12 protein-coding genes are annotated in these 14,857 nt (G+C 58.9%); 10 read left to right on the top strand and 2 right to left on the bottom strand.

Annotation, left to right across the window (positions count from 1 at the left end; translation table 11 throughout):
• Window positions 1-5: 5 nt before the first annotated feature.
• Window positions 6-935 carry a glyoxylate/hydroxypyruvate reductase A gene (locus tag Q0Y21_RS16375; RefSeq protein ID WP_297797756.1) on the bottom strand — a complete coding sequence of 310 codons (930 nt, stop codon included), beginning with the start codon at window positions 933-935 and terminating at the stop codon, window positions 6-8.
• A 284-nt stretch (window positions 936-1,219) separates the two neighbouring features.
• Here Q0Y21_RS16375 and Q0Y21_RS16380 point away from each other — a divergent pair, with 284 nt between their 5' ends.
• The 6 genes from Q0Y21_RS16380 to Q0Y21_RS16405 all read left to right on the top strand — a co-directional run bounded on the left by Q0Y21_RS16380 (window position 1,220) and on the right by Q0Y21_RS16405 (window position 10,352).
• Window positions 1,220-2,044, top strand: coding sequence for an IclR family transcriptional regulator (locus Q0Y21_RS16380; RefSeq protein WP_297797758.1), 825 nt, complete (start codon window positions 1,220-1,222; stop codon window positions 2,042-2,044).
• 293 nt (window positions 2,045-2,337) lie between these two features.
• Window positions 2,338-4,431 (top strand): 3-hydroxyacyl-CoA dehydrogenase NAD-binding domain-containing protein, encoded by a 2,094-nt coding sequence (locus tag Q0Y21_RS16385; RefSeq protein ID WP_297797760.1) that lies wholly within the window; start codon window positions 2,338-2,340, stop codon window positions 4,429-4,431.
• 48 nt (window positions 4,432-4,479) lie between these two features.
• Window positions 4,480-5,664, top strand: a complete 1,185-nt coding sequence (locus Q0Y21_RS16390; protein WP_297797762.1) for an acetyl-CoA C-acyltransferase — start codon at window positions 4,480-4,482, stop codon at window positions 5,662-5,664.
• Between the two features lie 174 nt (window positions 5,665-5,838).
• Window positions 5,839-7,641 carry an acyl-CoA dehydrogenase gene (locus Q0Y21_RS16395; protein ID WP_297797764.1) on the top strand — a complete coding sequence of 601 codons (1,803 nt, stop codon included), beginning with the start codon at window positions 5,839-5,841 and terminating at the stop codon, window positions 7,639-7,641.
• A 161-nt stretch (window positions 7,642-7,802) separates the two neighbouring features.
• A complete protein-coding gene (locus Q0Y21_RS16400) occupies window positions 7,803-8,909 on the top strand; it encodes a Zn-dependent alcohol dehydrogenase (RefSeq protein WP_297797766.1) in 1,107 nt (368 codons plus the stop codon).
• 27 nt (window positions 8,910-8,936) lie between these two features.
• Window positions 8,937-10,352 carry an aldehyde dehydrogenase family protein gene (locus Q0Y21_RS16405; RefSeq protein WP_297797768.1) on the top strand — a complete coding sequence of 472 codons (1,416 nt, stop codon included), beginning with the start codon at window positions 8,937-8,939 and terminating at the stop codon, window positions 10,350-10,352.
• Window positions 10,353-10,490: 138 nt separating this feature from the next.
• Here Q0Y21_RS16405 and Q0Y21_RS16410 read toward each other — a convergent pair whose 3' ends face one another.
• Window positions 10,491-11,012 carry a QsdR family transcriptional regulator gene (locus Q0Y21_RS16410; RefSeq protein WP_297797770.1) on the bottom strand — a complete coding sequence of 174 codons (522 nt, stop codon included), beginning with the start codon at window positions 11,010-11,012 and terminating at the stop codon, window positions 10,491-10,493.
• Between the two features lie 115 nt (window positions 11,013-11,127).
• On the opposite strand from Q0Y21_RS16410, the gene Q0Y21_RS16415 reads away from it, so the two are divergent.
• The 4 genes from Q0Y21_RS16415 (at window position 11,128) to Q0Y21_RS16430 (ending at window position 14,787) form a co-directional block, all read left to right on the top strand.
• Window positions 11,128-12,108: a nitronate monooxygenase family protein gene (locus Q0Y21_RS16415; protein ID WP_297797772.1), complete on the top strand. Its 981-nt coding sequence runs from the start codon at window positions 11,128-11,130 to the stop codon at window positions 12,106-12,108.
• A 135-nt stretch (window positions 12,109-12,243) separates the two neighbouring features.
• On the top strand, window positions 12,244-12,552 hold the full coding sequence (locus tag Q0Y21_RS16420) for a hypothetical protein (RefSeq protein ID WP_297797775.1): 309 nt from the start codon (window positions 12,244-12,246) through the stop codon (window positions 12,550-12,552).
• Window positions 12,553-12,588: 36 nt separating this feature from the next.
• A complete protein-coding gene (locus Q0Y21_RS16425) occupies window positions 12,589-13,302 on the top strand; it encodes a response regulator transcription factor (protein ID WP_297797777.1) in 714 nt (237 codons plus the stop codon).
• 3 nt (window positions 13,303-13,305) lie between these two features.
• A complete protein-coding gene (locus Q0Y21_RS16430; protein WP_297797779.1) occupies window positions 13,306-14,787 on the top strand; it encodes an ATP-binding protein in 1,482 nt (493 codons plus the stop codon).
• Window positions 14,788-14,857 lie beyond the last annotated feature (70 nt).

Genomic DNA, 14,857 nt, shown 5'->3' on the forward strand with positions numbered 1-14,857 from the left:
CGTTTTCAGTATCCCCGGCTGGTGTCCACGATGCCGGTAATCGACTGACCGTTATGGTGCGCACGGATTTTGCCGGTAATCTGCTCCAGCGTGGCGTGCCGCAGGGTGCGCGCCGAAATGTGTGGCGTGATGGTGATCTCCGGACGCTGCCAGAACGGGTGGTCCGACGGCAGCGGCTCCTGGCGGAACACATCCAGCGAGGCCCGTGCCACATGATGGTCATCGATGGCTCTGAGCAGGTCGTCCTCTACCAGATGCTCCCCCCGACCAACGTTAATCACCACGGCACCAGGCATCAGTTGGCTGAGATGCGTGTAATTGAGGATATCCCGGGTTTCATCGGTCAGCGGCAGGGTATTCACCAGCACCCGGGTTGATTGCAGGAAATTGGGCAGGTGGTCGGCCCCGGCAAAGGTCGTAACCCCTTCAAGGTCATGCTCGCTACGGGCCCAGCCGTTGACGCGGTAATCCAGGTCCGCCAGTGTGCGCGCTACCCGTTTGCCAATGTGACCAAGGCCCATCACCCCGATCGGCCAATCACTGCGCTTGATCGGACGGTGAATTTTCCAGATGCCTTCACGTTGCTGTTCCCGATAGGTTTCCATACCCCGGCTGGCTTCCAGGAGCTGGTGCAGCACATATTCCGCCATCTGCACGGACATGCCGGCATCTTCCAGGCGCACTACGGGCAGGTGGGGCGGCAGGTTGGGCACGGCCAGCAGGCCATCAATGCCGGCGCCCAGGTTAAACACTGCCTTCAGACTCTTCTCGCGCTCAAACAGTTCCGCCGGTGGCTGCCAGACAATGGCGTAGTCGGCGTTAACGGCTGGGCCGTTGGCGTCCCATACATGAATCTCGGCCTCCGGAAGCAGCTCCTTGATGGGTACAGTCCAGCGTTCTGGCTTGGGGTCTCCTGCTACAAATAGTACCTTCATGTGCTCTCCGGGGATCGTCAGGTGCATTAAACTTGTTTGCCATGTTCCGCTTAGCAGAATAATATACCGAAATAGATCCGTAAACCCGGGGGTTCGTATGGAAATCGCGGAAGAAATATGAAACATAAAGGAAGAGTGTTTCATATTTGGCACGGCTTTTGATAATGGTTTCTGGTACTTGATATCTGCAGCGATTAAAATACCGCAACTTTTCTTCTATCTGACTATTATCCGGATATGCCGGGCGCACCGGATCAGGCGCAGCTGTTGGAGGTCGCCAGTTTATGACAAAAGCACAGATCACTTCACCGGAACTGTTGGCGGCATCCGGCGACGGCGAACCGGTAAAGCCGGAAAAGGATCGCAAGTTCGTAGAGGCGCTTTCCCGTGGTCTCGACGTGCTTCGTGCCTTCAGCCAGGGCTCGGTGATTCTGGGTAACCAGGACATCGCGCGTCTGACCGGACTGCCGAAGCCCACCGTTTCGCGCATGACCTACACCCTGACCAAGCTGGGCTATCTCAGCTACAACGCCCAGCTGGAAAAGTATCAGCTCAGCTCCGGCGTGCTGGCTTTGGGTTACGCCTATGTGTCCAATCTCAAGGTGCGCCAGTTGGCCAAGCCCTACATGGATGAGTTTGCACGTCAGACCAACATGTCTGTCGGCCTGACCTGCCGCGACCGCCTGCACATGATCTATGTAGAGAACCGGCTGCCCCCGGAAGCCTCATTGCTGCGCATGGACATCGGCCTGAAACTGCCCATGGCCACCACATCGGCGGGCCGCGCCTACTATTGCGCTATCTCCGACAAGGGGCGCAAAGTCATTGATGATGCCATGGAAGCAAAGTATGGCGATGCCTGGCCGGAGAAGCGGGAAGGTCTTGAGCGTTCAATGGAAGACTATAAGCAGTACGGCTTCTGCCTTTCCCTGGGAGAATGGGATCGCAACATCAATTCCGCGGGCGTGCCGATTCACCTGCAGGACGGCACCATCATGGCGCTGACCTGTGCGGCGCCATCCTATCTGATTCCCGGCGAAAAGCTGCGGGAGTCCATTGCCCACCAGTTGGCGATGCTGGCCAGCGATATTGAATCGCTTGGTGTTTGATTCTATCGGCTAACTGAAGAAGCCTGGGGCCGGACGGGGATCTCCCTCCGAAACCGTGCGGAGCCATGGATGGCGGAGCCGAGCGTACAGGGATGTATTTACAGCGTGTTTCGGAGGGAGATCCCCGTCCGGGCCTCCCCCACAAGCTGATATACCCGAAAACCTCAGGACCCGTCCTGGGGTTTTTTTATGCCTGCATTTTAATCCATGGTTGAAACCTGCCGAAAACTTGTATTAAATCGTACTTATGTTTCGCTTGATAAAACTACATTCCATATAGGCGAGGGGAGATTATGTCTGAGGTCGTAACTTACAACCGGGAAGGCGCCATTGGCGTCATCACAGTGAACTACCCGCCCGTGAACGCGCTGGGTCACGCGGTTCGTGCCGGTCTGGTGGCTGCGCTTGAGCAGGGGCAGAACGACGCAGACGCCAAGGTCCTGTTGCTGGTTTGCGAAGGCCGCACCTTTATTGCCGGCGCCGATATCCGCGAATTCGGCAAGCCGATGCAGGAGCCGGGACTGGCTTCCGTTATAGATCAGTACGAAAACAGCGACAAACCGATTGTTGCCGCCATTCACGGCACCGCCCTCGGTGGTGGTCTGGAGACCGCGCTTGGCTGCCATTACCGGGTGGCCCTGAACAGTGCCAAAGTTGGCCTGCCGGAAGTGAAGCTGGGACTGTTACCCGGTGCTGGCGGTACCCAACGCCTGCCGCGCCTGACCGGTGCCCAGAAAGCCCTGGAAATGATCACCTCCGGTGAGTTCGTGAGCGCCAAAGACGCCCTTGCTCAGGGCATCGTTGATGCGGTTGAAGACGGCAGCGATATCAAGGCCGTTGGTCTGGCATACGCTCAGACAGTTGCCGATGAAGGCAAGCCGGTCCGCCGAGTGCGGGATGTAACTGACAAGGTAGAAGCTGACAAGGGCAGTGAGATTTTTGACCAGTTCCGCGCCGGTCTGCAAAAGAAAGCGCGTGGCCTGTTCTCTCCGTTCAAGTGCGTGGATGCGGTGGAAGCGGCCTTCAGCCTGCCGTTCGATGAAGGCATGAAGCGCGAACGCGAACTGTTTATGGAATGCATGGAATCACCGCAGCGTGCCGGGCTGGTTCATGCCTTCTTTGCCGAGCGCGAAGTTTCCAAGGTAAAAGGCCTGTCCAAGGACGCGCCGGTCCGTGACGTTAACAGTGTGGGCATCATCGGGGCTGGCACCATGGGTGGCGGTATCGCCATGAACTTCGCCAACGCCGGCATCCCCGTGACCATTGTGGAAGTGAAGCAGGAAGCCCTGGACAAGGGGCTCGGCATCATCCGCAAGAACTACGAAAACTCCGCGAAGAAAGGTCGCATCACACAACAGCAGGTTGAGGAGCGCATGGCGCTGATCAGCGGCAGCCTGACCTATGACGACTTCAGGGACGTGGACCTGGTGATTGAAGCCGTGTTCGAGAACATGGCCATCAAGAAGGAGATCTTCGGCAAGCTGGACGAGGTTTGTAAGCCTGGTGCCATCCTGGCGTCCAACACTTCCACTCTGGATATCGACGAAATTGCCTCTGCCACCAAGCGTCCGGAAGACGTGGTGGGCATGCATTTCTTCAGCCCGGCAAACGTCATGAAGCTGCTGGAGAACGTGCGTGGCAGCAAGACCTCCGACGAGGTGAAGGCCACGGTGATGGCCGTTGCCAAGAAGATCAAGAAGGTCGGTGTGCTGGTTGGCAACTGCTACGGATTTGTTGGCAACCGTATGCTGCACAAGCGTGGTGCGGAAGCTATGGCACTGGTGAACGAAGGTGCCAGCCCACAGCAGGTGGACAAGGTGTTGACGGATCTGGGGTATCCCATGGGTCAGTTTGCGATGTCGGATCTGGCCGGTATCGACGTGGGCTATCGTATCCGCGAAGAACGCCGTAATGCAGGTGAAGACGTACCGGCGAGCTGGATGGACAAACTGGTGGAAATGGATCGTCTGGGCCAGAAGACTCAGGCTGGTGTCTATAAGTACGAGGAAGGCAGCCGCAAGCCGATCCCGGATCCGGAAGTGGATCAGTTGATTGCCGAGTTCCGCAAGGAGCAGGGCATCACTCCGCGTGAGATCAGCGATCAGGAGATCCTGGAGCGCTGCATGTATGTGATGATCAACGAAGGCGCCAAGATTCTGGAAGAGGGCATCGCCGATCGTTCGCTGGACATCGATGTGGTGTGGATCTACGGCTACGGCTTCCCGGCCTACCGTGGTGGTCCCATGTTCTGGGCGGACCAGGTTGGTCTGGACACTATCCTCAGCACAGTCAAGAACTTCCACGACTCCCTCGGTGGTGAGCAGTGGAAGCCGGCGGGCCTGCTGGAGAAATTGGTCAGTGAAGGTCGTAGGTTCGGCGATCTTTAGAACTTCGCCTAACCGGATCTACCCGTACTGTTTACGAAGGAAATTATTATGTCTGACGCCGTTATTGTCTCAACTGCGCGTACCGGTCTCGGTAAATCCTACCGTGGCGCCCTGAACAACACCCACAGCGTGGACCTGGCTGGTCACGTTATCCAGCACGCGGTTGAGCGTGCGGGTATCGACCCGAGCATCGTTGAGGACGTGATCCTCGGCGCTACCTTCCACGAAGGCGCCCAGGGCAAGAATATGGCGCGTCTGGCGGCGATCCGCGCTGGTTTGCCGGTGACCACCGCCGGTGTCTCCATCAACCGCTTCTGCAGCTCCGGTTTGCAGGCCATTGCCATGGCGTCCCAGCGCGTGGTGTCCGAGAAGGTACCGGCCATGGTGGCCGGTGGTGTGGAATCCATTTCGCTGGTGCAGAACGACAAGCTCAACAGCTTTCATGCTACCAACGAGTGGCTGATGAAGAACAAGCCCGAGCTGTACCTGTCGATGATTGAAACCGCCGACATCGTTGCCCAGCGTTATGGCGTCAGCCGTGATTCCCAGGACGAATACGCCCTGATTTCCCAGCAGCGCACTGCCGCTGCTCAGGAAGCGGGCAAGTTCGACGACGAAATCGTGCCTTTCGACGCCACCATGATGGTGAAGGACAAGGAAACCGGGGACATCAGCTATAAGGATGTCACGCTGACCCGTGACGAGTGCAACCGCCCCAACACCACGCTGGAGGGTCTGCAGGGGCTGAACCCGGTTCGTGGAGACGATCAGTTCGTCACGGCAGGTAACGCATCCCAGCTCTCAGACGGCGCGTCCGTGTGCACGGTGATGAACAGCACCTACGCGGAGAAAAACAACATCGAACCCATGGGTATCTTCCGTGGCTTCGCTGTTGCTGGCTGCGAACCGGATGAAATGGGTATCGGTCCGGTATTTGCCATCCCGCGTCTGCTGGAGCGCACCGGCCTGAAGATGGATGACATCGATCTGTGGGAACTGAATGAAGCCTTCGCCTCGCAGGTGGTTTACTGCCGTGATCGTCTGGGTATTCCCATGGACAAGCTGAACGTGAACGGTGGTTCTATCGCTGTGGGTCATCCCTACGGTGTCACCGGCTCCCGTTTGACCGGGCACGCCCTGATTGAAGGCAAGCGCCGCGGCGCGAAGTATGTGGTGGTTACCATGTGCATCGGCGGTGGCCAGGGCGCTGCTGGCCTGTTTGAAGTGGTTTAAGCAAGGTATAACGGTGCAGTCAGGCCGGTCATGGGGTGGGGGTACCTTTTCTGACGGGATAAAGGTGTCTGAGCGAAGCGAGTTCTTTTCCCATAAGAAAAGGTACCCCCACCGCAGGACCAGACTTCAGACTGGCAGGCTACCGTGTTAATCCATGCCAAGGGTAACGAGGCCATGCAACAAAAAATCATCAATACCCAGGACCTTGCGTTCCAGTTGTTCGAGCTCCACGACGTCGAACAGACCCTGGGTTATGACCGCTATGCGGAACACAACCGTGAAACCCTGCAGGCGGCCCTGGACCTGGCACTGAAAGTGGCCGCCGAAGAGTTTGCGCCCCATGCCCGCCTGGTTGATGAAGAAGAACCCAGGTTCGAGAACGGCCGGGTAGAAATGCGCCCGGAAGTGAAAAAAGCGCTCGACGTGCTGCGCGACACTGGTCTGATGGCCGCCGGTCAGGATTTTGAACGTGGTGGCATGCAGCTGCCTGCTGCGGTGGCCCAGATGTGCGTGGGGCTGCTCAAGGGCGCGAATGTTGGCACTCAGGGTTACGCTGGCCTGACCATCGCGGCAGCGAACCTGATCAAGGCCCAGGGCAACGAGTACCAGCAGAAGAAATACGCCGAACCGATGATGGCCGGTCGGTTTTTCGGCACCATGTGCCTGACCGAGCCCCATTCCGGCTCTTCCCTCGGTGACCTGCGTACCCGGGCGGAACCGCAAGACGACGGCAGTTATCGCCTGTTTGGCAACAAGATCTTCATATCCGCCGGCGACCATGAGCTGAGTGACAACATCATCCACATGGTGCTCGCCCGCCTGCCGGATGCCCCTCCCGGGGTGAAAGGTATTTCCCTGTTTATCGTGCCCAAGATCCTGGTCAATGAAGACGGCAGCCTTGGCGAACGAAACGACGTTGCGTTGGCGGGGTTGATTCACAAGATGGGGTACCGGGGTACGACCTCCACCATGCTCAACTTTGGTGAGAAGGATGGGGCTGTTGGTTACCTGGTGGGCGAGCCCAACAACGGCCTGGCGGCCATGTTCCACATGATGAACGAAGCCCGCATCGGCGTCGGCCTCGGTTCAGTCATGCTTGGCTACACCGGCTACCTCCACGCCCTCGACTACGCCCGTGATCGCAAACAGGGCCGCCCGGTTGGGGAGAAAGACCCCAACACCCCACAAGTGCCATTGATCCGTCACGCCGATATCCGCCGTATGCTTCTGACCCAGAAAGCCTACGTGGAAGGCGGTCTGGCGTTGTGCCTGCAAGGCGCCATGCTGGTGGACGAGAAAAAACACGGGGCCACCGATAGCGATCGCCAACTCGCGGCCGGTCTGCTGGATCTGCTGACACCAGTCATCAAGTCCTGGCCGTCCCAGTTCTGCCTGGAGGCCAACAGCCTGGCGATCCAGGTGTATGGTGGCTACGGCTACACCCGCGAGTACCCCGTTGAGCAGTTCTATCGAGACAACCGGCTCAACCCGATTCACGAGGGCACTCACGGCATCCAGGGCATCGACCTGCTGGGTCGCAAAGTCTCCATGGCCGGCGGCAGGTATTACGAAGAACTGATGGAACGCATAGCCGCTACCATCGGCGAGTCCCGCGATATCGAACGACTGGCACTGTGTGCCGACCATCTGGACCGGGCCGTGAAATCCCTGGCCACCGCGACGGACGCCATCAACGCCGAGAAAGCCAACGGCAACGTGGAAAAAGCCCTGGCCAACGCTTCGCTCTACCTGGAAGCCTTCGGCCACACCGTCGTCGGCTGGCTCTGGCTGCGACAGGCCATCAAGGCCCTTGCCGGACTGGAAGGAAATGGTGAGCAGACAGCGGAATTCTACGAGGGTAAGGTGAAAGCCTGTGAGTATTTTGCGCGCTATGAATTGCCGAAAGTGCTCAGCCTGTCCGGTTTGCTGAGCGCAGTGGATACAACGGCGCTGGGCATACAGGACTCTGAGTTCTAGCGGATATTGAGTTTGTCAGAACGGTCGTGGGGTGGGGTGCCTTTTCTGGCGGGAAAAAGATGTCTGAGCGCAGCGAGTTATTTTTCCCATAAGAAAAGGCACCCCACCCTGCGGCCAGCCCCAAAACAAGAAGGCTAAGTAAAACCGAGGAGCAAAACAGAATGGACAGAAAGGCAAAGGCAGTCGTCTGCCGCGAATGGGGCCAACCCGTTCAGGTAGAGACCATCACCGTGGAAGGCCCCAAACGGGATGAGATTACCATCAAGATCGGTGCCTGCGGCGTCTGCCACAGCGACCAGTCCGCCACCACCGGAAAAATCCCATACCCCGCGCCCCTCGTCCTTGGTCACGAAGCCGCCGGTGTCGTCATCGAAGTGGGCGAGGGTGTCACCGCCTTCAAGGAAGGTGACCACGTCGTCAGTTCCTTCATCTCCATGTGCGGCAAGTGCCGCCAATGCGTACGTGGCCGCCCTGTACTCTGTGAAAATGCCCGCAAGGCCATGTTTACCCTGCCCGATGGCACCGTTCGCACCAAAGGCGCGGATGGCGAAGACCTCAACGTCTTCGGCGCCTGCGGTGTAATGGCCGAATACGCCACCATGCACGTGGACAACTGCGTCAAGGTGGACGAATCCGTACCGATGCAGAACGCCGCCCTGGTGAGCTGCGCGGTGATAACTGGCGTGGGTGCCGTATTCAACACCGCGAAAGTCGAGCCCGGTTCTCGCACGGCCGTCTTCGGTATTGGCGGTGTCGGCCTGAACGCCATTCAGGGCTGCGTCACCGCTGGCGCGGAAATGATTGTTGCGGTGGACAACAACGAGAAAAAGCTGGAAATGGCCCGTGAGTTCGGCGCCACCCACACCGTCAACATCAGCGAAGTGGAGGACGGCGCCAAGGCCGTGAAGAAACTCACTGGCGGTGTCGACTACGCGTTCGAATGCGTCGGCGCCGGTCCGGTGGTGGAACAGGCCTACAAGTGCCTGGGCCGTGGCGGTACCGCCGTGGTGGTGGGTGTCTCGGACCCGAAGGACAAGACCTCAATCACCACCCTGACATTGCCCGCGGACGAGCGGGTGCTGAAGGGCAGCTGGCTGGGCTCCGCCCGACCACAATACGACTTCCCCCGTATCCTGGGGCTGTACAAGGCGGGCAAACTCAAGCTCGATGAACTTGTCACCCGCACCTACCACATTGATGATGCCCCCCAGGCGTTCGATGATATGTTGGCTGGCAAGAACGCGCGTGGCGTCATCATTTTCGAGTGACGGTTTCAGAGACACAGGAGTGAGCAAATGAACGATCTCAGCAAGAATTACATTAACGGCCAATGGGTGAACTGGACTGGCGACACCATTGATGTGCACGAATCCGGCACCGGTGAGGTGATTGCCAAAGTCCCGGCCTCCGGCCGCGAAGAGATGGAACAGGCCATCGCCGCTGCCGATGCCGCCTTTGCAACCTGGTCCGACAGCACCCTGGAACAGCGCATCAAGGTGCTGGAACAGCTCCACGCAGGACTGAAAGAGCGCGCAGGTGAAATCGCGGAAACGGTATGCCGTGAAGTGGGTATGCCGATCAAACTGGCCACCGCTATCCAGGCCGGGCTGCCGGCCACGATCACCAAGACCTACCTGAACCTGCTGCCGGACTTCCCGTTCAGCGAGCAGTCCGGTAACTCGGAAGTGCAGTATGCGCCCGTGGGCGTGGTGGGCTGCATCACGCCATGGAACTACCCGCTGCACCAGGTCATCCTGAAAGTGGTGCCGGCCATTGCCGCCGGCTGTACCGTGGTGCTCAAGCCCTCGGAAATCGCCCCCCAGAGCGCCTACATCCTGGCAGAAATCCTGGACGGGACCGACCTGCCCAAGGGCGTATTCAACCTGGTGTGTGGTGAAGGCCACACCGTCGGCGACACCCTGATCAAACATCCGGACGTCAGCATGGTGTCCTTCACCGGCTCCACCCGCACCGGCAACCTGATTGCCCATGCCGCTGCCGATGACTTCAAGCGCATTGCCCTGGAAATGGGGGGGAAATCCGCCTCGGTGATCCTGCCGGACGCGGATCTGGCGGCAGCGGTGAAAGGCACAGTAAACAACTGCCTGCTCAACTCCGGCCAGACCTGCACCGCGTTGACCCGTATGCTGGTGCCGGCGGAACAGCACGACGAAGCCTGTGAGTTGGCAGCCGCCGCCGTCGCCAAAATGACCCCGGGCAATCCGCTGGAAGAAACCACCCGCCTGGGCCCGCTGGCCTCGGCGCAACAGCGTGACAAGGTCATCGACTACATCAAACTCGGCATCGAGGAAGGTCATACCCTGGTCGCAGGCGGCCCGGAAGCGCCAGAAGGCTGTGACAAAGGCTACTTCGTCAAGGCTACGGTGTTCGGCAACGTCAAACCGGACAGCCGCCTGGCCCAGGAAGAAATCTTCGGCCCGGTGCTGTGCGTGATTCCCTACAACGATGAAGCGGAAGCCATCCGCATCGCCAACGGCACCCAGTACGGACTGTCCGGCGCGGTCTGGTCAGCGGACGCCGACAAGGCGAAACAAGTGGCGAGCAAGCTGCGTACCGGTCAGGTGTTTGTAAATGGTGGCGCCTTCAATCCCATGGCTCCATTCGGCGGCTTCGGCCACTCCGGCATTGGCCGCGAGTTCGGCAAATGGGGGCTGGAGGAGTTTCTGGAGGTTCGGTCGCTGCAGTTGTAAGGGCCGAGAGAAACACTCTGAAGTCAGGTCGGTCACGGGGTGGGGGTACCTTTTCTGCCGGGAAAAAGATGTCTGAGCAAAGCGAGTTATTTTTCCCGGCAGAAAAGGTACCCCCGCCGCGGGACCAGCCCCCCGGTTCTAGGCCTTCCCGCCAAGCAGAATCCGCACTGCCGTACAGGCGTCTTCCAGCTCCTCATCCCGGGGCTCGCGGCCGTTGATGATGTCGCTGTACAGGCAGGATTCGGCCAGGCGCACCATGAAATAGGACAGGCTGTTGACGTTCAGGGGCGGTTGGATATGACCTGATGCTATCTGGTCCCGAAGCGTGCGGGTATTGGCTTCCACCGTACGGCTGTGAATTGTGGACTGGGATGAGGTCAGGATCTTCAGCGCGTATTCGGGATCCTGGTGGATAAATCGCCGCAGAGGTTCGGAGTGGAGCAGGGTCGAGTTAACGTGTCGGTACACCCCAACCACGAAATCTACACCTTGCCCGGGGGTTGTACTCAGGGCTTCCAGTCTCAGGGGTTCGTAAAGTGACCAGAGCACTTCCCCCAACAGTAAATCCTTGTTGCCAACCCAGCGAAACAGGGTGGCCCTTCCGATATTCAGTTCCGCGGAGAGGGATGCCAGGTGAATTCTTTCGCCCTTCAGCCACATCCGCCGCGCACGTCGTAAAGCGTCCGCTGGAGTTGCCCTTGTTGTTATTTTTTCTGCCACTGCAACCTCGTATCGCTATTTGATTTCATTCTAACGACAAAACAGGAAACCCGCTATGAAGACCAGAATCACCGAATTGTTTGGTATCCGTCACCCGATCATCCAGGGTGGCATGCACCATGTTGGCTATGCTGAGCTGGCAGCTGCCGTCTCCAACGCCGGCGGTCTCGGTATTATCACCGGACTGACCCAGCCTACCCCGGAAGACCTGTCCAGGGAAATTGCACGTTGTGCCGAGATGACTGACAAGCCATTCGGCGTCAACCTGACGTTTTTACCATCCTTCAAGGCGCCTCCGTACCCGGACTATATCCAGGCCATTATCGACGGCGGTGTGAAAGTGGTGGAAACCGCCGGACGCAGCCCCGAGCAATACATGCCGCAACTGAAGGCAGCCGGGATCAAGGTTATCCATAAATGTACCTCAGTGCGCCATGCTCTGAAGGCCGAAAAAATCGGCTGCGATGCCGTCAGCGTGGATGGTTTTGAGTGCGGCGGTCACCCCGGGGAGGATGATATTCCCAACTTTATACTGCTGCCCCGCGCGGCGGAGGAGCTTACCATTCCATTCGTCTCCTCCGGCGGCATGGCCGACGGCCGTAGCCTGGTGGCGGCCATGGCCCTGGGCGCCGATGGCATGAATATGGGCACCCGTTTTATTGCCACCACGGAGGCTCCCGTTCACAACAACGTCAAACAGGCCATCGTTGAGGCCGATGAACGGCAGACACGGTTGATCATGCGTAACCTGCGCAACACCGAACGGGTGATGAACAACGCCGCCGTGGAGGAAATCATCCGCATCGAGAAAGCGAAGGGCGAGGCGGAAACCATTGATGATATCCGTCACCTGGTAACCGGTGTGAAGGGCCGGCTGGTGCTGCAGGAAGGCAAGATGGACGAGGCGGCCTGGAGTTGCGGCATGGTGGCGGGTCTGATCCACGACATTCCCAGTTGCGAAGAACTGATCGGCCGCATCATGGACGACGCCGACAACATCATCCGTCAGCGTCTGCTGGGTAGTCTGGAGGAATGATGCCGGCGTGACAGATTTGTGAACTTTCCGCTATACACTGTTTAACACCCTGTGATTATCCCGTGATGGCGCGCCTCCAGGATGGATGCCGAACCTGCCAGTCCGGCAGGCCAAAACCCTTACGGAGAGATCACAATGAACAAATTCACGACAATTGCAGCCATGTGCCTGTTCGGCCTGATGGCCAGTGCGGTCCAGGCGGATGAAATGGCGTCCGACGATGGCATGATGGACGACGACATGAAGGGGGCAATGGCTCACGAGGATATGAAGAAGGATGACATGTCCGACTCCATGGGCGATGGTATGAAAGACAACATGTCCGGAGACGATATGGGGATGAAGGACGATGGCATGGGCATGAAGGACGACAAGACCATGCATGACGACATGAAGGATGGCATGAAGGGCGATGGCATGGGCAAGTCGGATTCCATGAATTAACCGCGCGCCTCGGCGGGGCGCCAGAGCCAGGAACCTATGACACGAAACGTACTGATTGTTGAGGATAACCCGGGCATTGGGGAGCTGGTACGTATGCACGTGGCCGACCTTGGTATGAACCCCATTCTGTGTGATCGGGGTGACACCGGGCTTGAGCGTTTTCGTGAAGGGGGCATCGACCTGGTGGTTCTCGACCTGATGCTGCCCGGACTGGACGGCCTCTCGGTTTGTCGCGAGATCCGCTCCGGCCCGGGTTATGTGCCGGTACTGATGCTGACGGCGAAAAGCACGGAACTGGACCGGGTGCTGGGCCTTGAAATGGGGGCGGACGACTACCTCACTAAGCCTTTCAGTGTGGCTGAGCTGGCTGCGCGGGTGAAAGCCCTGTTCCGGCGTGTGGATGCCATGGCGTCGGCACCGGCCGACAACGCCGGTCATGAAGAAAAGAGTGGCGAGCTGAGTACCGAAGGGTTGCGTATCGACCCGGATCGCCGCCGGGTGTTTGTGCGGGAGCAGGAAGTGGAACTGACGGCCCGCGAGTTCGACCTGCTCTGGCACTTTGCCAGCCATCCTGGGCGGGTATTCAGCCGTGCCCAGCTACTGGACAAAGTCTGGGGCTACAACCATGAGGGCTACGAGCATACCGTCAACACCCATATCAACAGGCTACGTGGCAAGATCGAGAAGGATCCTGCCCGGCCGGAGTTTATTGAAACCGTGTGGGGGGTGGGCTATCGCTTCCGGGACTGAGCCATGGTGAGGACACTCTACACCCGGCTGGCTCTGGGCCTGTTCCTGCTGTTACTGGCTGTCGGCCTGCTGTACGCCTTTATCAGTCTATACTCATTGCGGGAGTACAACGCCTCGGTGAATCAGGAGCTGCACCGGGACCTGGCAAAAAACCTGGTGTCGGACAGGAATCTGGTCAGCGAAGGAGAGCTTGACCGCAGTGCCCTGAAAGAACTCTTCGCGCTGTATATGACCATCAACCCCAGTATTGAAATCTATCTGCTGGATCTGGATGGCACCATCCTTTCCTACTCCGCAGACCCGGCCAAAATCAAGCGCAAGCAAGTCTCACTGGAACCCATACACCGGCTGATGGACGACATGAGCCGCTATCCCGTGCTGGGCGATGACCCGCGGAGCCATGACCGGCAGAAAGTGTTTTCCGTGACCCCGGTACCATCCATGGACAATCCGGAAGGCTATCTCTACGTGGTGCTCCGGGGTGAAGAATACGACGCTGCGGAAACCATGGCCCGGGGCGGCCAGCTGCTGGAACTGAGTGCCTGGGCCCTGCTGCTCAGTCTGGCGGTGGTCATGATTGCGGGGTTGGCGGTCTTCCGCCTACTGACCAGGCGGCTGACTTTGCTGACCCGGCTGGTGGAGGCATTTGAGCACAGTGACATGAGTCATCCGCCGGTCAGTACCTGGCGTGACAGGCGCCCCGTGGTCCGTGACGAGATCGACTACCTGGGCGCCACCTTTGATGATATGGCCCGTCGTATTGCTTCCCAGATTGAGCAACTGACGGAAAAGGACGCCCAGCGCCGCCAACTGGTGGCTCAGGTGTCCCATGATCTGCGTACGCCACTGGCCTCGATGCAGGGTTACATTGAAAGCCTGAAATTACGGCGCGACCGTCTCAGTCCGGACGAGCAGGACCGTTTTCTCGACATCGCCCTCAAGGAAGGCCGTCGCCTGAGCCGCCTGGTGGATGAGCTGTTCGAGCTGGCGGCACTGGAAGCCCGGGAAAAGCAGCCGGTGCCAGAACCCTTTCCCCTCGCTGAGCTGGTGCACGATGTGGTCCAGAAGCACGGGCGGGAAGCCCGCAACAGGCAGCTGGATCTGACCGTCAATGGCGACCCGGATCAGCCGCTGGCCTATGCGGACCTCGCCATGACCGAGCGGGTGCTGGACAACCTGATCGGTAATGCCATTGCCTACAGCCCTGCCGGCGGGCGAATCGAAGTGGTTTTCGGGCAGGCGAACGGCCGGCCGCAAGTCTGTGTGCGGGACAGTGGTCCTGGCATTCCGGAGCAGGACCTGCCCCACATCTTCGATCCCTTCTATCGCGGTGAATCTTCTGATGGGACTGGCGGCCATGCCGGTCTGGGGCTCGCCATTGCCCGCAGGATTATGACCCTCCAGGGCGGTGATATTGACGTTGCCAACCTGCCGTCCAGTGGCGCTTCGTTTTGTATTCGGTTACCGGTGACGCCTTCAAGCTGAGCCGTGTGCATCCGCATTGATCTCTCTGACGTTATACAAACGTAATAAACTGGAGAAAGTGGTGTGATTA

It is taken from the genome of uncultured Marinobacter sp. (assembly GCF_947259545.1).
Taxonomy (GTDB): domain Bacteria; phylum Pseudomonadota; class Gammaproteobacteria; order Pseudomonadales; family Oleiphilaceae; genus Marinobacter.